Here is a 23,842-nt window from a genome sequence, read left to right on the forward strand (position 1 = left end):
TGACGACTCATGTACCGGCTGGCGATCGACTTCGGGACGTCCACCACCGTCGGGGTGTTGCGGGACGACGGCGGGCGGGTGCGGCCGCTGCTGTTCGGCGCCTCGCCGCTGCTCGCGTCCGGGGTGTTCGTGCCGGCCGGCGGTGGGAAGCCGCTCACCGGGGCCGACGCGCAGCGGGCGGCGCTGTCGCAGCCCGCGGCGTCGCGGGTGCCGCTCGTGGCCACGCTGCTGCACCGGGCGCTGCGGGTCGCGCCGATCACCCTGGACCTGCCGGAACTCGTCGTCGCCGAGGGCGCGCTGCTGTCCGCGGCCACGCCGGTGGACGCTGCGGCGGTACCGCCGCCGCGAAGTGCCGGCGAGAACCTCCGGCTCGCCGAGCGCCTGCTGCGCATCCCCTCCGCACGGGCCGACGGCGAGTCCGTCCTGCGCGCGCTGGTCGACGACCCCGACCGCGCCGTCGCGCGGCGGGCCCGGGAGCTGTGGTACGCCAACGGCCTCGGCGCCGTGCCCGGCCGGCGGCGGCCCACGGACAGCGACCCCGTCGTCGGCATCGACCTCGGCACCACGAACGCCTCCGTCGGCATCCTCGAGCACGGCCGCGTGTGCCTGGTGCCCAACGCGGAGGGCGCGCACACGACGCCGAGCGTGGTCGCGGTGACCGCGGACGGCGCGGTGCTGGCCGGCGCGGCCGCGGCCCGGCAGGCGATGACCAACCCCGACGGCACGGTACGGGCGGCGAAGCTGCTGGTCGGGACCGGGTGGAGCATCAGCCGGGGCGGCGTGCGGTACACCGCGGAGGACCTGCTGACCCGGCTCGTCGCGCGGCTGCACGTCGATGCCGAGTCGCATGTGGACGGTCCGGTGCGCGGCGCGGTGCTGACCGTGCCGGCCTCGTTCGACCAGCGGCAGCGCCTCGCGCTGGCCGGCGCCGCTCGACGGGCCGGCCTGGAGGTGCTCCGCGTGCTCAACGAGCCGACCGCGGCGGCGCTGGCGCACAGCCTGCACCGCGGTGCCGAGGAGACGGTGCTCGTGTTCGACCTCGGCGGCGGGACGTTCGACGTCTCGCTGGTCGAGATGGGCGAGGGCGTCATCGAGATCAAGTCGACCGCCGGCGACCCACGGCTGGGCGGCGACGACTGGGACCGGCGCATCGTCGGACACCTGACGAGCCTGATCCGGCAGCGGTACGGCTTGGACGTCACCGGCCTGCCCGCAGCCCTCGAGCGCCTGCGCGACGCGGCGGAGCGGGCGAAGGTCGAGCTGTCCTCGGCGGGCAGCGCCGAGATCGGCCTGCCGTATCTCGGCAGCACCGACGCCGGCCCCGTGCACGTGGCCGAGACGCTCACCCGGGCCACGTTCGAGCACCTGACCCGGGACCTGCTCAACCGCTGCCGCGGCCCGGTCGAGCGGGTGCTGCGCGACGCGGGCATCGGGATCGCGGCCGTGGACCGGGTGGTGCTCGCGGGCGGCGCCGCGCGCATGCCCGCCGTCGCCGGGCTGGTCCGCGAGCTGACCGGGGGTCGCGCGCCGTACCGCGGCCTGCCCCCCGAGGGCGTGGTCATGGGCGCCACGTTTCAGGCCGGCGTGCTGGCCGGCGACGTCAAGGACGTCTTGTTGCTGGATGTGACATCGTTGGGCCTGGGCATCGAGATCGCCGCCGGCGCCATGCTCACCGTGATCGAGCGCAACACGACGATCCCGAACCGCATCACCGCGCTTGTCACCACCGCCGCGGACGACCAGGATTCGGTACTGCTCCGCGTCTTCGAGGGCGACCACCCCGTGGCCACGTCGAACACCGCGCTGGCCGCGTTCGAGCTGACCGGCCTGCCCCCGGCACCGGCGGGCGAGCCGGTGATCGAGGTGTGCTTCGACATCGATGCGAACGGCCTGCTGGACGTGTCCGCCACCGACCGCCGCAGCCGCAGCAAGCGATCGATGACGATCGACCAGGCCGCGACGGCGTCGGCGTCCGCGCTCGCCGGCGCGGACATCCCGGCGGACCGCCTGCCGGCCCTGCCGCCACTGCCTCCCCCACCGCCACCAACCGAGTCCTGACCACATCCGGGTGTGTTCCGCCGGAGTGCCATCGCCCGGTCGCGCTGGTAGGAGAGGCTTGAACCGTGACCGACCACCACCACGACGAGCACCGGCACCACCCTGTCCAGGTTCATGAGCACGCCCATGACCACGAGCACGGTGCGAAGGGGCATCACCACGGGGTGTCGCGTGACGCCGATCGGCGGTGGCTCAGCGTCGCGCTCGGGCTGATTGCCGCGTACATGGCCGGCGAGGTGGTCGTCGGGCTCCTGGCCCGGTCGCTCGCGCTGCTCTCGGACGCGGCCCACATGCTCACCGACGCCGGGGCCATCGTGCTGGCGCTCATCGCGATGCGGCTCGCCGCCCGGCCGCCGGAAGGGGGGTACACCTTCGGGCTGAAGCGGGCGGAGATCCTCTCGGCGCAGGCCAACGGGATCACCATGCTCATCCTCGGGGCGGTGCTCGCCGTCGAGGCGGTGCGGCGGCTCGTCGAACCGCCGCCGGTCGCCGGGTTGCCGGTGCTGGTGACCGCGGTGGCCGGCATCGGGGTGAACTTCGCGGCGGCGTGGGCGCTGAGCCGGGCCAATCGCACGAGCCTGAACATCCAGGGCGCGTTCCAGCACATTCTCAACGACCTGTTCGCGTTCGTCGCGACCGCGGCGGCGGGGCTTGTCATGATCCTCACCGGGTTCACCCGCGCGGATGCGATCGCGACCCTGCTGGTCGTCGCGCTGATGGTGCGGGCGGGGCTGGGGCTGGTGCGGGCCTCCGGGCGGATCTTCCTGGAAGCGGCGCCGAGCGGCATCGACCCGCCCGCGCTCGGCGCGCGGCTGGCGGGCGTGCAGGACGTCGTCGAGGTACACGACCTGCACGTCTGGCAGATCACCTCGGGCGAGCCGGCGCTGTCGGCGCACGTACTGGTGGCCGAGGGGCGCGACTGCCACGCCGTGCGGGCGGCGATCGAGGGGCTGCTGCGCCTGGAGTACCGCATCACGCACAGCACGCTGCAGGTCGACCACGCCGGCGCCGGGCGGGTGGTGAGCCGGGAGGACCCGCACTGCGCGGACTCGCACGGGGCGTCGTACCGGCCGGCGCAGCCCGTCACCCCCGCGAAACAGCGCGCGGACGGCCCCCACCAGCGGTGTTGATCTTTGCAAGAACTTGCCGCGCTTCCAACGAGATGACCCAGGTCAGCGGCGTTGAACCGCGCTGAGCTGGGGGAATTCCTGCAAGAAGCTTGACAAGAGTGAATGGGTGCCAGCACTCTTCCTGCACGCGTTGCAACGCCTTGTGTCACGAACGGCCGCCACCGTGTCGATGAGTGCAAGGAGTACCCAGCCATGCCCCGCCGCAGACGTGTCCTGATCCTCGTCCTGTCCCTGCTCGCCGCGCTGCTGCCGGCCCGCGCCCTCGCGGCCACCGGCAACACGCTGACCGTGTTCTACAAGCCGCCCAGCGGCTGGAGCACCGTGAACATCCACTGGGCGCCCAACGGCGGCGCCTGGACCGCCGTGCCGGGCGTCGCCATGTCGGCGGCGAGCTGCGCCGGCTGGTACACGAAGGCGCTCGACCTCGGCTCCGCGACCGGCGCCCAGCTGACGTTCAACAACGGATCCGGCGTCTGGGACAACCATTCGGGCGCGAACTATTCGGTCGCCGCCGGGATCGCCGCCATCAGCAACGGATCCATCGGTACCGCGGATCCCTGCGCCGCCCCGCCGCCGTCCGGGAACACCGCGACGGTGTTCTACGCCACCACCGGCACGAATTGGACCACGGTCAACATCCACTACGCGCCCGACGGCGAGGCGTGGACGGCGGTGCCGGGCGTACCGATGAACGAGACCGCCTGCGCCGGCTGGGTGAAGCGGACCGTCCAGCTGGGCGCCGCGACCGGGATGCAGGCCGTGTTCAACAACGGCTCCGGGGTGTGGGACAACAACCGCGGGGCCAACTACCGCATCGGCGCCGGAACGACGCGGGTCAGCGGCGGTACCGCGACCGGGAACACCACCGACCCGTGCACCGCCGTGCCGCCGGACACGACGCCGCCGACGGTGCCCGCGAACGTGACCGCCACCGTGGACCACGTCACGGTCAACCTCTCCTGGAGCGCGTCGAGCGACGACCGCGGCGTCACGGGGTACCAGATCATCCGCAACCCCGGCGGGAACGTGCTCACCACCGCCTACAACGCCTACATCGACGGCAACCTGGCGCCGCGCACGACCTACTCGTACACGGTGCGCGCCGTCGACGCGGCCGGGAACATCTCGGCGGCGAGCGCCGCGGTGAGCGTCACGACCGGCGACGCGCCGCCGCTGCCGCCGGGCGGGACGATGCTCGGCGGCGACCCGCGCAAGGAGAGCATCTACTTCGTGCTCACCGCGCGGTTCTACGACGGCGACACGTCCAACGACCGCGGCGGCAGCCAGCACGTGCGCTCCGGCAACGCGGCCAACAACGACCCGATGTTCCGCGGCGACTTCAAGGGGCTCGTCGACCGGCTCGACTACATCAAGGGCCTCGGGTTCTCCGCGATCTGGATCACCCCGGTGGTGCTCAACCGGTCCGACTACGACTACCACGGGTACCACGGCTGGGACTTCTACCGCGTCGACCCACGGCTGGAGTCGCCGGGCGCGACGTACCAGGACCTCATCAACGCCGCGCACGCCAAGGGCCTGAAGATCTACCAGGACGTGGTGTACAACCACAGCTCCCGGTGGGGCGCCAACGGGCTGTTCGTGCCCACCGTGTGGGGCGCGCGCGACGGGCAGTGGGACTGGATGTACAGCGAGAAGGTGCCCGGCGCCGGGTACGACCCGATGCGGGAGAACTCGCTGGGCCGCGCGTACAACGGCGACCTGTGGTCGAGCACGGCGCCGCCGGGCAACACCTGCCCGAACTACGGCCTGCCCAACGGGCAGTACAGCCCGGAGGGGTACACCATCCACAACTGCCAGTGGCCGAGCCCGACGGCGAAGATGTTCCCCGCCGACCTCTACCACCAGTGCTGGATCGGCAACTGGGAGGGCGAGGACTCCCGCTCCTGCTGGCTCGCCGACGACCTCGCCGACTTCAACACCGAGAACCCCGTCGTCCAGCAGTACCTCATCGGGGCGTACAACTCCTACATCGACATGGGCGTGGACGGCTTCCGCGTGGACACCGCCGTGCACATCCCGCGCGTGACGTGGAACCGCCGCTTCCTGCCCGCGTTGCAGCAGCACCTGGTGCAGAAGTACGGCGCGGAGAAGGCTAAGGACTTCTACGTCTTCGGCGAGGTCGCGGCGTTCGTCAACGACAAGTGGAACCGCGGCTCGGTCAACCACTCCGCGCAGTTCTACACCTGGCAGGAGCGGCGCTCCTATGTGGACAACGACGTGCAGGCCGCGCTGGACCAGTACAACTACGAGGAGCAGCTGGGCACCGGCAACCAGCCGACGAGCACCAACGCCTTCCTCGTGGGCAACGACTACCACGCGCCGGACCACAGCCGCTTCTCAGGCATGAACATCATCGACATGCGGATGCACATGAACTTCGGCGACGCCGCGAACGCGTTCCGCAACGGCGCCGACTCCGACGACTCCACGAACGACGCCACCTACAACGCCGTCTACGTCGACTCGCACGACTACGGGCCGAACAAGAGCTCCACACGGTACGCCGGGGGCACCGACGCCTGGGCCGAGAACATGGCGCTGATGTGGACGTTCCGCGGGGTGCCGGTGCTGTACTACGGTTCGGAGGTCGAGTTCCAGGCGGGCAAGCAGATCGACTGCGGCCCCTCCTGCCCGCTCGCCACGACGGGCCGGGCGTACTACGGCGACCGCATCACCGGCACCGTCGTAGCGTCGGACTACGGCGTGGTGTCGAGCTCCTCGGGCGCCGTGGCGTCGACGCTGCAGCAGCCCCTCGTGAAGCACCTGCAGCGGCTCAACCAGATCCGCCGCGCGATCCCGGCGCTGCAGATGGGGCAGTACTCCACCGCCGGCGTGAGCGGGAGCCAGATCGCGTTCAAGCGGCGGTACACCGCCGGCTCCGTCGACAGCTTCGTCCTCGTGACGATCTCGTCGTCAGCGACGTTCACCGGCATCCCGAACGGCACCTACACGGACGCCGTGACCGGCGACGTCAAGGTGGTGACCAACGGGACGCTGACCGCGACGGTGAACGCGAAGGGCGACCTGCGCGCGTACGTGCTGTCCCTGCCCGGCAACCCGGCCCCCGGCAAGGTCGGCGCGGACGGCCCGTACCTGCGCTGACCCGCGACGGCTCCCCATGGTCGCGGAGTGGAAACGCATGTTCACTCCGTGATCGTGGGGAGCCCCGCGCCGTGGCCGTGGTGTTCCAGCACGCGGCGCAGCAGCGCGCTCAGCTGGGCCCGCTCCGGCGCCGACAGCGGTGCCAGCAGCTCGTCCTGCACCCGGGCCAGCTGTTTCTCCAGGCGGCGCAGGTGGCGCCGGCCCGCGGGCGTGATCGTGATGACGTTGCGGCGGCGGTCCGACGGGTCGGGGGTGCGCTCGACATACCCGCCGTCGGCGAGCTCGTTCAGCGTCGCGACCAGGTCGCTGAGATGGATGCCGCTGCGCCGGCCCAGATCGGCCTGGCTCGCGGGGCCCTCCCGGTCGAGCGCGGTCAAAGCCCGGTAGTGGTACCCCCGGGCGCCGACCGCGCCGAGGCCCTCCGACACCAGGCGGTGCGCGTGCTGCGCGGTCTGGGTCAGCAGCCAGCTCGGCAGGTCGGTGAACATGCCGGCACCGTACCAGGCCGGTAGGCACACGAACGTTGGGCCGACCAACGCCTTACTGGTTGCGCAGGGTCAGGCGCAGGATGCGGTCGTCGTCGGGCTCGGGGCCGCCCGGTCTGCGCCCGTCCCGGTTCGACGTGGTCATCCAGATGCTGCCGTCGGGGGCGGCGAGCGCGGTGCGCAGCCGGCCGTAGCGCTCGAACAGCGCCTCGCGCGGGCGCCCGGCCACGCCGGCCTCCGGCCGCCACCGCACGCTCGCGGTCGGGTCCGGCGTACCGGTGGGCGACGGGCTCGCGCGGCCGACGGCGGTGGGGGGCTTGCCCAGCGGTACGAGATAGATGCGCTGGCCCCGCAGGCACGTCACCACGGCGGTGTTGCCCACCACCGCCACGCCGGAGCTGACGCCGACCTCCGGGTGCCAGGCCACGATCGGGTCCACGTATTTCGGGTCGTTGCCGATCCCCTCGATCCGCGGCCAGCCGTAGTTGGCACCCGGGCGGATGATGTTCAGCTCGTCCCAGACCGCCTGGCCGATCTCGGACTCGTACATCGTGCCGTCCGCGGCCCACGCCATCCCCTCCGGGTTACGGTGCCCGTAGGACCACACGAGCGAGTGCGGGAACGGGTTGCCGGGCGGGGGCTTGCCGTCGGTGGTCATCCGCAGGATCTTGCCGCCGAGGTTATGCAGGTCCTGCGAAGCGTCGGTGTGCGAGGCCTCGCCGGTGCTGGCGTAGAGGTAGCCGTCGGGGCCGAACATGAGCCGGCCGCCGTCGTGGATGCCGCTCTTCGGGATGCCGGTGACGATCGGCCGCGGCTGCGAGCGCCCGTCGAGGCGCAGGCGGGCGACCCGGTTGTCGTCCCGCGTGGTGTAGTAGATGTAGACGGTGTGGTCCGTCCTGTAGGACGGGGACACCGCGATGCCCAGCAGCCCGCCCTCGTTGTCGGAGACCGCCTCCACGATGCGGGCGACCGTCGTGACCTGCCCCTTCGGCGTGACCCGCTTGATGAGCTGCGTGGCCCGTTCGGTGACGAGCGCGTTGCCGTCGGGCAGGAACGACAGCCCCCACGGCACGTCGAGATGCTTGGCGACCGTGGAGACCGACACCAGGTTGTCCGCGGCGGCGGACGGGTCGGCGGCGCCGTGGTGGAAGTCGGTGGGGTCGATGGGGTCGACATGCGGCAGCTGCCGCCCGGTGGCCCCGGCCGGTGCCGAGGAGCATCCGGCAAGCAGCCCGGCGGCCAGCAGCACCGCGATTCTCGAGCGACGCACCGCACCACCGTGCCCGGGCGGCGGGTGAGGCACCCTCACCCGCCGGGTGGTGGCCGGACCGGCCACCACCCGGGGATGGTCATTAGGCCGAGTACACCTCCAGCTCCGACAGCTGCCCGGCGGGCCAGCCGGTGTTAGCGGTGAAGGTGATCCGCAGGTTGCGCACGCCTGTCGGGGCGAAGGTGAGCGTCGCGGTGTTGCCCGTCGCCGGGTCGAAGGTGCAGGCGCGGCTGGACACGAGCACCGCCCCGGTGGTGGCGTCGGTCACGGTGACGGTCTGCGTGCGGGCCGCCCACGCCGCGACCGGCGGGAGCTTGAGCACCACCCGGCCGACCTGCTGGGTGGCGCCGAGGTCGACCTGGATCCACTGCGGGAACGCGTTGTTGGCGCTCTCCCAGTAGGTGCTCGCGTTGCCGTCGACGGCGTTGGCCGAGACGTAGTTCTGCGTGTTCGACGACTGCGTCGTCGGGTGCTGCAGCGCCAGGTTGGTCCCGGCGGCCGGCAGGCCGGTGCCGGAGAGGGCCGCGGTGGCCTCCGCATTGGATGCCGTACTGCGAATGCTGAGCGTCCCGGTCCGCGCCCCGGTCGCGCTCGGGTGGAACGTGACCGTGGCCGTGCAGTTGGCGCCCGGCGCGATCGAGCTGCCGCACGTGGTGGTGACGGTGAAGTCGCCGGAGGCGGTGACGGACTGCACGGTCGCCGGGGCGGTGCCGGTGTTGGTGACCGTGACGGTCTGCCAGTCGCTGTTGGTGTTGACGGTGGTGTCCTCGAACGTCAGCTGGTTGGGGCTGAGCGCCAGGGTGGCTGTGCCGCCGCTCGTGCCGTACACCTCGAAGGAGGACAGCTGCCCGGCCGGCCAGCCGGTGTTCGCGGTGATGTTCAGCCGGACGTAGCGGGCGGTGACCGCCGGGAAGGTGATGCTCACGGTGTTGCCGGTGGCCGGGTCGAAGACGTAGTCGGCCGCGCCGACGACGGTCGTCCACGCGTTGCCGTCCACACTGGACAGCACCGACAGGGTCTGCCGGCGGGTCGCCCAGGCGGACTGCGGCGGCAGCCGGAGGGTCAGCTTGCCGACGCTCGCCGACGCGCCGAGGTCGACCTGGACCCACTGCGGGAACGCGTTGTTGGCGCTCTCCCAGTAGGAGTTGGGGTCGGCGTCGGTGACGTTGCCGGCTGGGTAGCCGCCCTGCGTCGACTGTGCCGTCGCGGTCTTGCCGGCCGCCAGGTTGGTGGTGTTCGTGGGCGGCACGCCGGTGCCGGTCAGCTGGACGGCCACCGCGCCCTGCCCGTCGTCGCCGGTGATGGAGTAGACGGCGGACTGCGCGCCCTGCACGGTGGGCGTGAACGTGACGGTCTGGTGGATGATGTCGCCGGGCGAGAGCTGCTGGCCCTCGGAGACCGGGGTGCTGGTGTTGAACGCGCCGACCGGCGGGGCCGCCTTGGTGAGGGTCAGCGTGATGTTGCCGGTGTTGGCGATGTCGAAGGTCTGGGTGGCGGTGGTGCCGATCTGCACGGAGCCGAACGAGACCGGGTTGGGGGTGATCGTCAGGTGCGCGGCGCCGGTGACGGCGGTGCCGCTGACGGGTACCGTCACCGAGCCGGCGCTGCTGGCGATGACGAGCGAGCCGCTCTGGTTGCCCGCGGCGGTCGGCGCGTACTTCACCGAGACCGACACCGAGGACCCGGCCGCGATCGTGGTCCCGTTCGCGGGCAGGCCGGTCGCGGTGAACGGCGCCGCCGGGGCCGTGCTGCTGGTGATCGTCACCGGGCCGGTGCCGGTGTTGGTGATGCTCACGCCGAGCGTCTTGCTCGCCCCGGTCGGCACGGTCCCGAACGACAGCGCCGAAGGAGTGGCGCCGAGCCCGGTCTGGGTCCCGTTGCCGTGTAGGTCGAACGCGACGGTGCCGGCGTCGGTGGTGAAGGTGAGGCTGCCCGCGGCGCCGCCGGGCGCGGCCGGGCTGAAGCGCACCGGCACGGCGAGGGTCTGGCCGGTGTTGAGGCTGACCGGCAGCGCGGGCGCGGTGACGCCGAACGGGGCGGCGGCGGTGACGGCGGTGATGCTCACGGCGCGGGTCGCGGTCACGGTCACCGTCGCGTTGGCGGTGCTGCCGACGGCGACGTTGCCGAAGTCGGTCGGCGGCGCGTTCAGCGCGGCGGTGGTGGGCCGGCCGAAGCCGAAGACGCGCCCGTCGCGGTTGCCGACGTAGACGCGCCCGCCGTCGGTGGCGGGCACGACGAACTTCGTCGCGGTGCCGATCGGCGCCGAGTAGCGCAGGCGCAGCTGGCCGCCGACGGGCAGCGCGTCGTAGGCCCGCAGCTGGCCGTTGGCGCCGTTGGACCCGTCGCTGTAGACGACCCAGACGATCGCGGACCCGGACGTGGTACCGCTGGAAGTCACCACCGGCGAGCCCGAGGTGTACCCGAACGTGGACGGGCTGGTCGCCGTCGAGGTGAGGGTGGGCAGGCCGGCGCCGTTCACGCCGTACTTGAAGGCGCGCAGGAAGCCCTGGTTCTCGACCTGGTAGACGTAGCCGCCGTCGCCGCCCCACACCGCCGGGTGACCCCAGACGCCGTTGTAGGGCCCGGCCGGCGGGACGAGCGACGCGTCGGAGCCGCCCGGCCCCTGCGCCATGCCGCCGAGGTTGTCGCGGTCGAGCAGGTACACCCGGCCGTCCTTGCCGGTCTGCACGAGCAGGTGCGGGTGCGCCGCGGTGCCGAACGACGCGGGCAGGGCGACCGGCCCGCCGGAGCCGAAGTCGGTGTCGTCCTGGTCGAGCTTGCCGTTGTTGGCCGGGCTGAAGAAGTCCCTGGCGGTCAGCGAGCCGTCGCCGTTGACCTGCAGCCGGATCACCGACTCGGCGAGGGTACCGGGCGGGCTGCTGCCGGGGCTGGGCGCCGGGGAGACGCCGTTGCCCGTGGCAACGATGATCCGGCCGGGGCCGTCGGAGACCAGGCCGCCGCCGGACTGCCAGATGCCGCCCATGCCGGTCGAGCGGCCGGCCTCGGTGGACCACAGGGTCGACATGGCGGGCGTGGTCGTCTTCACGCCGGCGATGTACCCGACGTACGGGCCGTAGTCGCAGTGGCTGGCGAACCCGGCGTACACGACGCCGTCGAGCAACAGGAGCCCGGGCCGCTGGGCGGCGGTCTTCGGGTTGAACGTGTTCGCCGGGTCGTTGGTCGGCGAACCCTGGATCGTCACCGGCCAGCCGGCCCGCTCGGCCCCGGTCGCCGGGTTGATCGAGTGCATGTAGAAGTGCGGGTGGCTGGTGTCGGGACCGTCGTTGACCTTCGAGGTGAAGAACAGCGACTGCGTCGCCGGGTCGTAGACCGGCGTGCTCGTGATGCCGATGTTCGGTACCAGATCCCCGCAGCCGATGGCCGAGGCGGGCCAGGCGGGACCGACGTTGCGCGACCAGACGATCGCGCCGGTCTGGGGGTTGAGCCCGTAGATCCAGTTGTTCTCGGTGGCGGCGACGAGCGTGCCGGCCGCCACGATCGGCTGGGCGTAGAGCTGCCCGTCGAGGCTGGTGGCGAAGAGCTGCCCGAAGTCGGCGGCGGAGACGGCGGACGGCCCGAGCGCGGGCTCGTTCGGGTCCCAGCCGGTGCGCAGGTTGTCGACGGACACCGTGGTCACGTCGGCGGCGGCGGAGTGGACGAGCGCGACGGCGGCGCCGAGCGCGAGGAGGGGTGGCAGGAGTGCGGCGGTCAGCCGGCGTGCGGCCATGACTGCTCCAGAGGGGGCGCGGGGTGACGGCGGGACTCCGGAGGTTGGCGGCGACTCCGAGGGTCGACGGAACCGTAACTTGCCCGACATCGTGGCGCAAGATATTGACTGAAATACAGAAATACTTGCACGCGTCGTTGCAAGCCCCTCGCCGGGAAACATCCTCGTCTCCGCGCGGCTGGAGCCGTCAGACTGACCGCATGACCTGGAGCCCCCGAACGTTCCTGGGCAGCCTGCCCGAGGCGACCGCGAAGGAGCTGGTCGGCCTGAGCGTCCAGCGCCAGTTCTCCCCCGGCCGGGTGGTGCTGCGCGAGGGCGACGTCGACACCCACCTGGAGCTGCTCATCAGCGGGTTCGTCAAGGTGACCACGTCGGTCGACGGGTTCGAGACGCTGCTGGGCATCCGCGCGCCGGGCGAGCTCGTCGGCGAGGTCGGCGCCCTGACCGGCGCGCCGCGCAACGCCACCGTGACCGCGTGCGGCCGGGTCACCGCGGGCGTGCTCGGCCGGGCCGCGTTCGAGGCGTTCCTGCGCCGCCACCCGGTCGCCGCCGCGCGGCTGACCGCGTCCATCGCAGACCAGCTGCGCTGGGCCAACCGCCGCCGGACGGACTTCGCCGTCTACCCGGCGCACGTCCGCCTGGCCCGCCTGCTGGTCGAGGTCGCGGAGCTGTGCGGCCGGCCGGTCGCCGGCGGCGCGGTCGAGATCGGGGTGCCGCTCAGCCAGCCCGAGCTGGCCACGATGATCGCGATCGCGCAGGCGACCATCCAGAAGGCCATCCAGGAGCTGCGCCGCCGGGGCCTGCTCAGCACCGGGTACCGCCGCCTGACCATCCTCGATCCGGCCGGCCTGCGGGCACTGGCCGAACTGGGCCCGGAAACCCCCTAGTTGTAGCCGATCTCCCGGGCCGCCTCACCCCATCATCGTCGGTATGTACCCGCAGAACTCGGTCGCGGCGCGACTGGCCGCGCTGTCCTCCCCCACCCGCCGGATGTTGCAGGTGGCCTCGGCGATCGGCCCGCAGTTCGGCGTGCTGGAGCTGGCGAGGCTGATGCGCTGCGGCACGGCTCAGCTGCTGCCGGCGCTGGACGAGGCGATCGCCTCGGGCCTGCTGGTCAGCCTCGACGACCGCCTGATGTTCGGCCACGACCTGGTCCACGCCGCGGTGGCGGCGTCGCTGTGCCGACCCGCCGCGGCGGCCCTGCGCGCGGAGCTCGCCGCGCTGTGGGCGACCCCCGCCGGCGCGCCCGGGCCCGTCCGCCGTGCCGAGCACGACGGGCGGCCGGCCGCGACGGCGGGCTGGGAGTCGCTCACGGAGCAGGAGCTGCAGATCGCCCGGCTGGTCGGCCGGGCCCTGACCAACCAGCAGATCGCGACGCGGATCGGCCGCTCCCGGCACACGGTCAACTACCACCTGCGCCGGATCTTCCACAAGCTCGGCATCGCCTCGCGGGTCGAGCTGGCCTCGCTGGCCCGGGCCGCGCGCTGATCAGGCCTCCAGCCAGGCTCATTCCAGCCACGCCAGGACCCGCGCGGTGGTCGGCGTGACCGCGCAGCTGCGCGACGCGAAGTCCAGGGCCATCGCGTGGTCGGCCGCGGTGAAGTCGGCGACCGCGTCGGCGACGAGGAACGGCTCGATGTCGTGCGCGTAGGCGTCGCTGGCCGTCAGCAGGCAGCCCAGGTGCGCGAAGACCCCGCACACGATGAGCTGGTCGCGGCCGAGCGCGGCGAGCATCGCGGCCAGGGGCGTGCGGTGGAAGGCGCTGTAGCGGTACTTCGTCACCACCGCGTCGCCCGAGCCCGGCGCCACGGCGGCGACGATCCCGCGGCTCTCCTCGTCGTCGGTCATGCCCGGCCCCCACACGTCGTGCAGCAGGCCGCGCTCCGCCCGGGTCATCCGCCCGGGCTGCGCCGTGTACCGCACCGGCACCCCGCGAGCCGCGCACGCCGAGCGCAGCGCGGCGACATTGGCGAGCAGCTCCCGCCCCGGGGAGCGGTCGGGCGGGAAGCGGTCCACGAAGTGCCGCTGCATGTCGTGCACCAGCAGCACGCACCGGCGCGGGTCGACGCGCCACGGCGCGGGGCCCTCGCGCGGGGGTTCGGGCATCGGGTAGGGGGCGATGGTCGGCATCAGGGGCAGCATGTGTACAGCCAATCCTGCTCGGGCAGCCCGGAGGCCGCGATCCGCTCGTCCCGGCGGCGCTGCTGCGCGCCGTCGGGCAGGTGGTGCTCGCGCCCGCCGGCCGCGCTCGCCGCCGCGACACGCTCGGCCCGCGGGCGCCGCCGCGCCTCGTAGCGCGCCAGGCCACCCGGGCCGGCCTCGGCCAGGGCGGCCGCGTCCTCGACGGCCTGGGCGGCGCCCTGGGCGAGGAAGGGCGGCATCGCGTGCGCCGCGTCGCCGAGCACGGCCAGCCGGCCGCGGTGCCAGGCCGGCAGCGCGGGCCCGGCGAACAGCGCGTGCCGCATCGCCGGCCCGGCCGCGCGGACCAGGTCGCGCACCGGGCCGTGCCAGCCGTCGAAGGCGCCCTCGAGGCGCCCGGGGGTGACGGCGACGAGGTTGAGGCCGCCGGGCACCGGGTAGGCGACCACGTGCCGGCCCGGGCCCAGCCAGACGGTGACCACGGGCGCCGCACCGGCGATCGGGCCGGCGACCGGCAGCACGGCGCGGTAGGCGGTGTAGCCGGTGAAGCGCGGCTCGTCGCGGCGTAGCGCGGCCCGCACGACCGAGTGCAGGCCGTCCGCGCCGACGACGGCGTCCGCCTCGTGGACGGACCCGTCGGCCAGGTGCAGCGCGCCGTCCGGGGTCGCGGCGGTGCAGCGCGCGCCGAAGCGGACGGTGCCCGGCGCGGCCGCGTCGTGCAGGACCCGGACCAGGTCGGCCCGGCGCAGCGCGAGATACGGGGCGCCGTAGCGGGCCGCGGCCGCGTCGCCGAGCGGCACCCGGCCCAGCAGGGCGCCGTCGGACCAGCGGCGCACCTCGCGCGCGGCCGGGCGCAGCGAGACCGCGTCCAGGGCCGGGCCGAGGCCGAGCCCGTACAGCACGCGGGTCGCGTTCGGCGGGAGCTGGATGCCGAAGCCGTCGGCGGCCAGGCGCGGGGAGCGCTCGAACACGGTGCAGCGCACGCCCCTGGCGGCGAACGCGAGGGCGGCGGTGAGGCCGCCGACGCCCGCGCCGGCGACCGCGACCCGCAACTGTGCCGTCATGGTCTCTCCGTTCCTAGTAGTACCGCAGGGCGGTGTCCCAGTCCTCGTCTGGGCCGAACAAGCCGCGCGGCTTCATCACCTCGGCCTGCGCGGTCAGCAGCCCGAAAGGGACAAGGCCGCCGGCCGGGACGGGGGCGACGTGGACGTCGATGCCCGGGTACGCGCCGCGGATCGCGCCGGCGAGCGCGCCCGCGGCGTCGGCGCGCCAGCGGTCGGCGACCTCGATCTGCAACCGCAGCCGGTCGCCGTCGGCACGGGCCCGCCAGAACCACACCCCGTACTCTTCGGGCAGCCCGAAGACGAGCTCCTCCAGGCCGAGCTGGGTGAGGCCCCCGGCGGCGAAGGCGGTGCGGCCCAGCACCCGCACGGCGGGCAGGTGCCAGCCGCAGGGGCACTCGGGGTAGGACACCTCGACCTCGTCCTCGATGGCGTAGCGCAGCAGGGGCATCGCCTCGCGGAAGAGCGGCGTGACGACGAGCCGGCCGCGCCCGGCGGGGGTCAGCTCGCCCGTCGCCGGGTCCTGCACCTCGAACAGGGCCCGGTCGGCCCACAGGTGCATGGTGCCGTGCTCGCACTCGCCGGCGAGGCTGCCGGTCTCGGTGGCGCCGTACTCCTCCACGACGGGGACGCCCCAGACGCGGGCGATGCGCGCCTTGCGGGCGGCGCCGAGCGGCTCCCCGCCGACGAACAGGGCGCGCAGGGCCGGGAAGTCGCGGTAGCCGGCGACCCGGGCGGCGGCGGCCCACAGCAGCGTGTCCGTGGGCAGCGACCAGGTCAGGGTGATGTCGAGGTCGTGCAGCAGCCGGACGACCCGGGAGTACGGCGTGGCCAGCGAGCGGTTGTCGGCGGGCACGACGGTGGCGCCGTGGCGGCGGGCCGCCGCGTGGGCGAGGTGCCCGGTGATCATCAGCGCGTAGGGGGTGCGCACCATCATGGTGTCGGCGGCGGTGATGCCGACCCATTTGCGGGCGAAGCGCTCGGCGAGGTCGGTCCAGTCGGCCTCGGTGTAGTACGACGCGGTCGCATCACCGCTGCTGCCGCTGGACTCGTGGTAGGTGGCCAGGTCCGCGCGGTCGGTGGCGAGCATCCCGAACGGGTACGCGTCGCGCAGGTCCTGCTTGGTGGTCAGCGGCTGCTCGGGCAGCGGCGCGACGCCGCGCTTGCGGTAGAACGGCGAGCGCTCGGCCGCGGCGAGCACCGCCGGCAGCCGGTCCTGCTGGAGCCGGGCGAGGCCGGCGAAGTCGGTCCAGTCCCCGATCTGCGGGAGTTTCATCGCTCCTCCAAGGCGAGCAGGCGTCGCGCGTTTCCGGCCGCGACCAGCGCGAGGTCGTCCGGCGCGAGGCCGAGGGCGTGCAGCTTGGCGACCTCGACGGCCGGGTGCTGCAGCGGATGTTCGGTGCCGAACAGCACCCGGCCGGCGCCGAGCCGGCGCACCGCGAGGCGGGCTACGGCGGTGAAGCAGCCGGAGAGCTCCACGGCGATGTTGGGCCGCGCCGCGATCCGGTTCAGGCCGGCCGCGTCGAGCCCGGTGTGTCCACAGTGGCCGGACACGAAGGTGACGGCGGGGTGGCGCGTGGCGAGGGCGACGAGGTCCTCGGTGCGGGTGCCGGGGCGGCCCAGGCACACGACGTACACGGGATGGCCGGCGCCGGCGGCGATCGTGGCGAGCGCGTCGACGCCGGGGTCGTCGAGCCGGAAGCCGTGCACCGCCGGGGAGATCTCCAGGCCCCGGTACCGCGGCGCCGCCGCGCGGTAGGCGGCGACGTCGCGGTACGGGTCGGCGAAGAAGAACGGCACGAGCCTGCCGCCGGACGCGGTGCACGCCCGGCGGACCCCCTCGTTGTCGGCTCGTGCCTCACTGCGTCCGCCGTCGACGATCTGCTCCGACAGCCGGTCGAGGTCGACCAGTCCCCCGGCGCACACCGCCGCATGGTCGACGCCGGCGGCGTCCATCGCCGCGAGCAGATCGGCCGCGCCGCCCGAGGGCAGGCGGGCGTGGAAGTCGAAGAGCCTCACTGCTCGTAGCACAGTTCGTCGATGGGGTAGCCGACGTGCCGGTCGCGCTGCGGGAGGTGGCCCAGGATGCGGTCGCCGGGGCGCAACGCGGTCGAGTTCAGCACCGCGCCGCCCGGCCCGAGGATCCGCACGTGCCAGTCGTCCTGCACGATCACGTTGACCCGCTCGCCGGTCTCGGCGACGGCGTCGATCGACAGCAGCGGCCTGGTCTCGATCTTCACCCGCCCGACGACCGCCGGCCGGGTGCGCCCGTCGGCCCCGACGGCAAGCACGATGCCGCCCGCCCGCAGTTCGCTGAGGTACCGCGTGTGTTCGGCGTCGGCGAGCGTGTACGACATGATGGCGCCGGCGTTGACCCGGAACGGCCGGGTCGGCATGTAGGGCAGCGGATGCGTCTCGCTGACGCACAGCACGAGCCCGCGCGAGCGCGACCCGACCAGGATCCCCTCGTCCTTGGCCAGGTAGGTGCAGGTGTCGATGCAGGCGCGCTCGCCCATGCCGGCGTGGGTGACGGCGGTGACGGTGAGCTCGGTCAGCTCCAGGTCCGGCGAGCGGCGCTCGACGGCGTCCTTGAGCCGGCCCGCCTCGCCGGGCGCGCCCGGCGCGAGCATCAGCCCGTCCGGGCCGTGCTCGAGCACGCCGAGGTGTACGGGGGCCTCGTCGGCCCGCTCGACGGCGGTGATGATGAGCCCGTGCGCGTCGGCTGCCGCGGCGAGGACGATCTCCAGCGGGATGTTCGTCGGGTCGGTGAAGCGCAGCACCGTGCACGGGTCGCGGACCACGCTCGCGCAGGCGGCGGCGAGGGTGTCGGCGTCGGTCACCTCGACGTAGCCGCCGAAGCGGGTGCCCGGGTGGCGCTGGGCGAGGTGGGCCGGCTCGCCGTGCACAGCCGGGTCGACCACGACGAGGTCGGCGTCGCCGAACCCGTCGGGCAGCTCCGGGCTGTCCCGGCCGGGCAGCAGCACCCGGGTCACGGTCGGCGGCAGCCCGGCCAGGTCGGCCGGGTCGGCGGCGACGATCGCGTCGAAGCCGCGGTGGATCGCCTCCTGGCACAGGGCGGACTTCAGCCCGTTGGCGGCGCGGATGTCGAGCCAGCACTGCTTCATGGCGGTTTCCCTTCTCACCGGCTGTGCGCCGGGCTCTGGACGACTGCGCGGTCGTGGACGAGGGCGGAGAGGCGGCGCAGCATCGCGGCCGGGTCCGCGGCGGTGAAGACGAGCCGGCCGGCGGCGATCCCCCCGGCGCCGGCCCGCATGGCGTCGGCGAGGTGCGCGAGCGCGGCCGGCCCGTCCGCGGCGTCGCCGCCGGCGGCCAGCACCGGGATCGGGCAGGCGGCGGTGACCGCCTCGAGCTCGGCGCTCGAGCGCGGCAGCGCCGTCTTCACGAGGTCGGCGCCGAGCTCGGCGGCGATGGCGGCGGCGTGCGCGACGAGCCGCGGTGCGCGCCCGTCGGCGATGCCGGGGCCGCGGGCGTACACCATGGCCAGCAGCGGGACGCCCCACCGCTCGCAGGCGCCGGCCACGGCGCCGAGGTCGGCGAGCTGCCGGGGCTCGGTCGGGGAGCCGGCGTTGACGTGGACGCTGATCGCGTCGGCGCCGAGGCGCAGCGCTTCCTCGACCGTGCACACCAGCACCCTGGCGTCGGGGTCGGCGGACAGGCCGGTGCCGGCGCTGAGGTGCACGATGAGCGACAGGTCGCGGAACCGGCGGGGCTGGACGTGCCGCAGCGCGCCCTTGTGCAGCACCACGGCGTCGGCGCCGTTCGCGGCGAGCTCGCCGACGAGCCGGTCGAGGCCGCCGTTATGTCCACTGTGGATGATCGGCCCGGCGCTGACCGGATGGTCGAGCGGGACCACGAGCAGGCCGCCGGATCCGTTGCGGTACAGCCGATCCAGCCGCACCCGGCGGGCGAAGGTGTCGTTGTGAGCCACGCTTCGGACGCTAGCGGCGCGCCGGTGCGCGCCCCACTACCTCAATGGGTAGTGGCCGCCCGCGCGGGGGTGCTGCGACGGTTGCGGCATGACACAACCGTTGCTGGACCGCATCGGCGGGGCCGAGGCGTTCGCGCTGCTGTGCCGCGGCGGCCGGGTGGAGATCCGCACCGGCGTGGCGCTGGACGAACTGCCGGACGAATCACCGGACGCGCCACCAGGCACGGGCGAGGTGGTGGCGGCGCTGCCGTACCGCACGATAGCCGAGCGCGGCCTGCCGTGCGTGGACGACGGCGCGCCGCTGCTGGCGTTCGCCGTCGCCGAGCGGGCGGACCTGCCGCTGGAGGAGGCACTGCGGGCGCTGCCGGCGGACGCCACGCGGATCGACGGCGGCGCGTTCGACATCACCGACGCGGAGTACGAGGCCGTCGTGCGGCGGGTGATCGCCGAGGACATCGGCGGCGGTACCGGGTCCAACTTCGTGATCCGGCGGGCGTACCGGGCGCGGTTCCCGGGCTTCTCGCGGCGCGCGGCCCTGGCGGTCTTCCGGCGGCTGCTGCTCGCCGAGCGCGGCGCCTACTGGACGTTTCTGGTGCACTGCCGCGGCACGACGCTCGTGGGCGCGACACCGGAGTGCCAGGCGCGGCTGGCCGGCGGGGTCGCGGCGATGAACCCGATCAGCGGCACCTACCGCTACCCGCCGGGCGGCCCGACCGCCCGCGGGCTGCGCGCGTTCCTGGCCGACCGCAAGGAGACCGAGGAGCTGTTCATGGTGGCCGACGAGGAGCTCAAGACGATGGCCGGGGTCTGCGACGGCGGCGCCCGGCTGCGCGGCCCGTGGCTGCGGCCGATGTCGCGGCTGGCGCACACCGAGTACGTGATCGACGGGCCGACCCGCCTCGGCCCGCGCGAGGTGCTGCGGCGCACCATGCCGGCGCCGACGGTGACCGGCAGCCCGCTCGCCGCCGCCTGCCGCACGATCGCCGCCCGCGAGGGCACCGGGCGCGGCTACTACGGCGGGGCGCTCGCGCTGCTCGGCCCCGGCTCGCTGGACGCGGCGCTGATCATCCGCACCGCCGAGATCGACGCGGACGGCGGCGTGGTCGTCGGCGTCGGCGGCACGCTCGTGCGCCACTCCGATCCCGCGGCGGAGGCGGCCGAGACCCGGGCCAAGGCCGCGGCCCTGCTCGCCGCCCTCGGTGGCGATGCCCCGGCGGCGGTACCCCCGGCAGCCCTCCCCGCCGTGCCCCGCGCGCTGCGCCGGCGCAACGCCGGGCTGTCGCCGTTCTGGCTCGGGCGCCCGGTGGCGCTGCCGCCGCTGTCGGGCCGGGTGCTCATCGTCGACGCCGAGGACGACTTCACCGCGATGCTCGCCCGCCTCACCGAGGCCCTCGGGCTGGACGTCGACGTCGACACGAAGCTGCGCGAGGGCTACGACGCGGTCGTCGTCGGCCCCGGCCCCGGCGATCCCCGCGACCGCAGCGACCCGCGCATCGACGGCCTGCACGCGATCACCCGGCGGCTGCTGGCCGACCGGACGCCGATGCTCGCCGTGTGCCTCGGTCACCAGGTGCTCGCCGACGAGCTCGGCCTGCCGATCCGCCGCCTGCCGCAGCCGGCCCAGGGCGTGCCGCGGCGCATTCCCGGATTCGGCCGGGTCGGCTTCTACAACACATTCGTGGCGGTGAGTGACGCGCCGGGACATCGAATGAATGCTATTCATGTGACAACGGCGCGTGACGGCACGCCCGAGCGGATCGGGATATTGCGGGATGCGCGCACCGGCGCCGTGCACGCCATGCGTCTGGCGCGTGCGCGGTCAATACAGTTCCACGTCGAATCCGTGCTGACCGAGCGCGGCCCGGCGATTCTGCGCCGGCTGCTGACCGAAATCCTCGCCGCGCCGCCGGGCGGGCCGGGAGCAGGCGCACATCGGCGAGACGGCCGATGCCGTCCGGGTCCGTCAGGTTCCCCCGAAAGGCTGTTCAAGTCGATCTTCAACGGCCGGGAGAATCATGGCAGACCCCAAATCCGTTCCAGACGTCAAGGGTGATCGTTCTGACGACCACGGGCACCTTCGGGCGCGACAGCGAACTCGCCGTCCTGCGCAGGGCGGTGTCCGGCGCGGCGGACGGGATCGGCGGCTGCACGATCGTCACCGGGTCGGCCGGGATCGGCAAGTCGCACCTGATACGGGCGGCCACCCAATGCACGCAGGCGCGCGGGGTGTCGGTCGCGGCCCGGGCCGCCTTCGAGCTCGACCGCGCGGCGCCGCTGATCACCCTCGCCTCGGCGCTGCAGCAGCTGCGGCCGCCGGAGCCGCCGGTGGGCTGGCTGCGCGAGGAGGACGACGCGCAGTACCGCACCATCGAGCGGCTCGGCGCCGCGCTGGAGGACTACGCCGCGCAGCGGCCGCTGGTCATCGCGATCGACGACGCGCAGTGGATGGACGAGCTGTCCGCCCTCGCGGTGGCCGAGCTGGTCCCGGCCCTCGCATCCTCGCCCGTGCGCTGGCTCTTCGCGCACCGGCCCGTGCCCTCGGGCACCCCCGGCCAGCAGCTCATGGAGCGGCTCATCCGCGACGGGCACGAGCAGCTCACACTCGGCACCCTCGACGACGACGCGGTCCGCCGGCTGTGCGCCCAGGTCGTCGGCGCCGACGTCGACAACACCGTGCTGGCCCTCGCGGGCGGCTGCGACGGCAACCCCCTGCAGGTCGAACAGCTGGTCCGCACCCTGCACCTGACCGGGCAGCTGGTCGTCGCCGACGGCATCGCCACCGTCGTCGGCGAGGAGCTGCCGTCGAGCTTCATCACGATCGTCGACCAGATGCTGCACGGGCTGTCCAGCGACACCCAGGAGCTGCTGCAGGCGGCCTCGGTGTTCGGCCGGCCGTTCCAGGTCGAGTCCGCCGCGCAGCTGCTGGAGGTGCGCCCCGCGACCCTGCTCAAGCAGATCAAGGAGGCGACCGCGGCGCGCGTGCTCGTCGACGAGGGCGAGGGGCTCACGTTCGTGCACGACCTGGTCCGCCTCGCCGTCTACGGCACGCTCGGCGACGCGGTCTCCACCATGCTGCACCGGCAGGCCGCGGCCATCACCCGCGCCGAGGGCCGCTCCCCCGTCGAGGTCGCCGAGCACCTGCTCAAGACCGGCCGGTCCGGCAGCCGCGAGGCCGTCACCATGCTGCACGAGGCGGCCCTCGAGGTCGCGCCGGCCGCGCCCAGCACCGCCGCCGACTTCATCGTGCACGCCCTCGACGCGCTCGGCGAGCACGACCCCGGCCGGGTCGCCCTCGCCGCCGACGCGGTCGGGCTCCTCGCCTCCGCCGGCCGCCTGGAACAGGCGCACGACCTCGGCGAGACCGCGCTGCAGGCCGGGCTCGACCCGCGCACCGAGGCGACGGTGCTGCTCGGCCTGGCCGAGGCGTTCAAGCACGCCGGGCAGAACCGCACCGCGGTGGAGTACGCCGACCGCGGCCTGGCCAGCCTCGACGTGCCCGCCTGTGTGCGGGCGAAGCTGTACGCCATCCGCGCCCACGCCCGCTTCTACTGCGGCGACATGCCCGGCGCCGACGACGACGGCGAGACCGCCACCACCACCGGGCTCGACACCGGCGACTACGCCGCCTCCGTCTTCGGCCTGACCGCGCGCAGCCTCGTCGCCCAGGCCCAGGGGCGCCTCGACGACGCCTACAGCCACGCCGAGCGCGCCACCGGCATCGCCGACAAGGTCCGGGGCAAGGCCGCCCACCACCACCCCCGGATCTGGCTCGGCGACGCGCAGGCCGCCCTGGACCGCTTCGACGAGGCCGAGCAGACCTACCGCCGCGGCCGGCGCGAGTCCGAGCGGCTCGGCACCGCCTGGTCCACGCCGCTGTGGCACTACTACCACGCCAACCTGCTCACCGCCCGCGGCCGGCTCGACGACGCCGTCGCCGAGGCCGAGGCCGGGGTGGCCATCGCGCTCAACCTGACCACGTACGCGCTCGCCGTACCGCTGCTCGGCACGCTGATCCGGCTCGCGGTGCTGCAGGGCGACCTGCCCCAGGCGCAGGCCCACCTGGCCCACATGCACCGGCGGACGGCCGCCGGCATCAGCGCGGCCCCCGAGGACATCACGTGGCCCGAGGGCGTGCTCCAGGAGGCGATCGCCGGCCCCGGGGCGGCCCTGGCCACGCTCGCCGGCATGTACGACGCCCTGCCCGACCGGCCCGTGCTCATCGCGACGGACCCGTCGGCGGCCGCGGCCCTCGTCCACATCGCCGCCCGTGGCGACGACCCCGCCCGCGCCCGCCTCGTGGTCACCACCGCCCGCCGGCTCGCCGAGCGCAACCCCGGCGTCGTGTCCCTGGCCGCCGCGGCCGACCACGCCGAGGGCGTGCTCACCGGCGACCCGTGGCTGCTGCGCGCCGCCGTCGAACGCTTCCGGCGCACCCCGCGCCGCCTCGCCCTGGCCGCCGCCCTGGAGGACGCCGCGCTCTGCGCCGCCGACCCGGCGCAGGGCCGAGCCTGGGCCACCGAGGCGATCAGCATCGTCACCGACTGCCGGGCCGAGCGCGCCCGGCGCCGGGTCGAGTTCAGCCTCGGCGGGCCGAAGGCCCCCACGGAGGAGCCGTCGTTCCGCCCCGGCTCGCCGCTGCAGCAGCTCACCCCGGCCGAGCGGGGCGTGGCGCTGCGGGTCGCCGACGGGCTCACCAACCGGCAGGTCGCCGGCGACCTGTACCTGTCCCGGCACACCGTGGACAGCCACCTGCGCAAGATCTTCGCCAAGCTCGACATCCGCGGCCGGGTCGAGCTCGCCAACCTCGTGATGCGGGATCGCTTGAACACGTGATGTACCCCGGCACCGCCCGGCCCCCAGCATGACCCTTGGCGACGAAGCCGTCGCCGCGGTCGAACGA

General features: G+C 74.0%; 16 protein-coding genes. 7 read left to right on the forward strand and 9 right to left on the reverse strand.

Translation table 11 applies throughout. The annotated features are described in order from the left end of the window. The first annotated feature begins 9 nt into the window (after window positions 1-9). From ACGFI8_RS35185 to ACGFI8_RS35195, 3 genes are all read left to right on the forward strand, one after another. A complete protein-coding gene (locus tag ACGFI8_RS35185; protein ID WP_392811227.1) occupies window positions 10-2,058 on the forward strand; it encodes an Hsp70 family protein in 2,049 nt (682 codons plus the stop codon). Window positions 2,059-2,123: 65 nt separating this feature from the next. After that, complete coding sequence (locus ACGFI8_RS35190; RefSeq protein ID WP_392811229.1) at window positions 2,124-3,188, forward strand: cation diffusion facilitator family transporter; 1,065 nt, start codon at window positions 2,124-2,126, stop codon at window positions 3,186-3,188. Window positions 3,189-3,380: 192 nt separating this feature from the next. Further along, window positions 3,381-6,311, forward strand: coding sequence for a carbohydrate binding domain-containing protein (locus ACGFI8_RS35195; protein WP_392811231.1), 2,931 nt, complete (start codon window positions 3,381-3,383; stop codon window positions 6,309-6,311). A 41-nt stretch (window positions 6,312-6,352) separates the two neighbouring features. Here the strand turns inward: ACGFI8_RS35195 and ACGFI8_RS35200 are convergent, their stop codons facing one another. Genes ACGFI8_RS35200 through ACGFI8_RS35210 form a run of 3 tightly spaced genes read right to left on the reverse strand, consistent with a single transcriptional unit; the run spans window position 6,353 to window position 11,793 of the window. Continuing rightward, the gene (locus ACGFI8_RS35200) at window positions 6,353-6,799 is read right to left on the reverse strand and encodes a MarR family winged helix-turn-helix transcriptional regulator (protein WP_392811232.1); all 447 of its coding nucleotides are present in this window, start codon (window positions 6,797-6,799) and stop codon (window positions 6,353-6,355) included. A 52-nt stretch (window positions 6,800-6,851) separates the two neighbouring features. Further along, window positions 6,852-8,135 carry a PQQ-dependent sugar dehydrogenase gene (locus ACGFI8_RS35205; RefSeq protein ID WP_392811235.1) on the reverse strand — a complete coding sequence of 428 codons (1,284 nt, stop codon included), beginning with the start codon at window positions 8,133-8,135 and terminating at the stop codon, window positions 6,852-6,854. Between the two features lie 13 nt (window positions 8,136-8,148). Continuing rightward, window positions 8,149-11,793 carry a choice-of-anchor D domain-containing protein gene (locus ACGFI8_RS35210; protein WP_392811237.1) on the reverse strand — a complete coding sequence of 1,215 codons (3,645 nt, stop codon included), beginning with the start codon at window positions 11,791-11,793 and terminating at the stop codon, window positions 8,149-8,151. Between the two features lie 200 nt (window positions 11,794-11,993). Here ACGFI8_RS35210 and ACGFI8_RS35215 point away from each other — a divergent pair, with 200 nt between their 5' ends. Together ACGFI8_RS35215 and ACGFI8_RS35220 are read left to right on the forward strand one after the other, a co-directional pair. After that, on the forward strand, window positions 11,994-12,680 hold the full coding sequence (locus ACGFI8_RS35215) for a Crp/Fnr family transcriptional regulator (RefSeq protein WP_392811239.1): 687 nt from the start codon (window positions 11,994-11,996) through the stop codon (window positions 12,678-12,680). A gap of 43 nt (window positions 12,681-12,723) precedes the next feature. After that, window positions 12,724-13,281, forward strand: coding sequence for a LuxR C-terminal-related transcriptional regulator (locus tag ACGFI8_RS35220; RefSeq protein ID WP_392811242.1), 558 nt, complete (start codon window positions 12,724-12,726; stop codon window positions 13,279-13,281). 18 nt (window positions 13,282-13,299) lie between these two features. Here ACGFI8_RS35220 and ACGFI8_RS35225 read toward each other — a convergent pair whose 3' ends face one another. The 6 genes from ACGFI8_RS35225 to ACGFI8_RS35250 are packed head-to-tail and all read right to left on the reverse strand — an operon-like array spanning window position 13,300 to window position 18,942. Beyond that, window positions 13,300-13,923, reverse strand: coding sequence for an isochorismatase family protein (locus ACGFI8_RS35225; RefSeq protein ID WP_392811245.1), 624 nt, complete (start codon window positions 13,921-13,923; stop codon window positions 13,300-13,302). After that, the gene (locus ACGFI8_RS35230; RefSeq protein ID WP_392811246.1) at window positions 13,923-14,996 is read right to left on the reverse strand and encodes an FAD-dependent monooxygenase; all 1,074 of its coding nucleotides are present in this window, start codon (window positions 14,994-14,996) and stop codon (window positions 13,923-13,925) included. Before ACGFI8_RS35230 ends, ACGFI8_RS35225 begins: the two co-directional genes overlap by 1 nt. Window positions 14,997-15,009: 13 nt before the next feature. Continuing rightward, the gene (locus tag ACGFI8_RS35235; RefSeq protein WP_392811247.1) at window positions 15,010-16,269 is read right to left on the reverse strand and encodes a phenylacetate--CoA ligase family protein; all 1,260 of its coding nucleotides are present in this window, start codon (window positions 16,267-16,269) and stop codon (window positions 15,010-15,012) included. Beyond that, on the reverse strand, window positions 16,266-17,012 hold the full coding sequence (locus ACGFI8_RS35240; RefSeq protein ID WP_392811249.1) for an amidohydrolase family protein: 747 nt from the start codon (window positions 17,010-17,012) through the stop codon (window positions 16,266-16,268). Before ACGFI8_RS35240 ends, ACGFI8_RS35235 begins: the two co-directional genes overlap by 4 nt. After that, window positions 17,009-18,118: a 3-dehydroquinate synthase II family protein gene (locus ACGFI8_RS35245; RefSeq protein ID WP_392811250.1), complete on the reverse strand. Its 1,110-nt coding sequence runs from the start codon at window positions 18,116-18,118 to the stop codon at window positions 17,009-17,011. The genes ACGFI8_RS35240 and ACGFI8_RS35245 overlap by 4 nt, the downstream gene beginning before the upstream one ends. A gap of 14 nt (window positions 18,119-18,132) precedes the next feature. After that, window positions 18,133-18,942: a 2-amino-3,7-dideoxy-D-threo-hept-6-ulosonate synthase gene (locus tag ACGFI8_RS35250; RefSeq protein WP_392811252.1), complete on the reverse strand. Its 810-nt coding sequence runs from the start codon at window positions 18,940-18,942 to the stop codon at window positions 18,133-18,135. Between the two features lie 88 nt (window positions 18,943-19,030). On the opposite strand from ACGFI8_RS35250, the gene ACGFI8_RS35255 reads away from it, so the two are divergent. Then, the gene (locus ACGFI8_RS35255) at window positions 19,031-20,995 is read left to right on the forward strand and encodes an anthranilate synthase family protein (protein WP_392811255.1); all 1,965 of its coding nucleotides are present in this window, start codon (window positions 19,031-19,033) and stop codon (window positions 20,993-20,995) included. Next, window positions 20,992-23,775 carry an ATP-binding protein gene (locus ACGFI8_RS35260; RefSeq protein WP_392811257.1) on the forward strand — a complete coding sequence of 928 codons (2,784 nt, stop codon included), beginning with the start codon at window positions 20,992-20,994 and terminating at the stop codon, window positions 23,773-23,775. Before ACGFI8_RS35255 ends, ACGFI8_RS35260 begins: the two co-directional genes overlap by 4 nt. Window positions 23,776-23,842: the final 67 nt, after the last annotated feature.

Origin of the sequence: Dactylosporangium sp. NPDC048998 (genome assembly GCF_043197855.1) — a bacterium.
In the GTDB taxonomy this organism is placed as follows: domain Bacteria; phylum Actinomycetota; class Actinomycetes; order Mycobacteriales; family Micromonosporaceae; genus Dactylosporangium.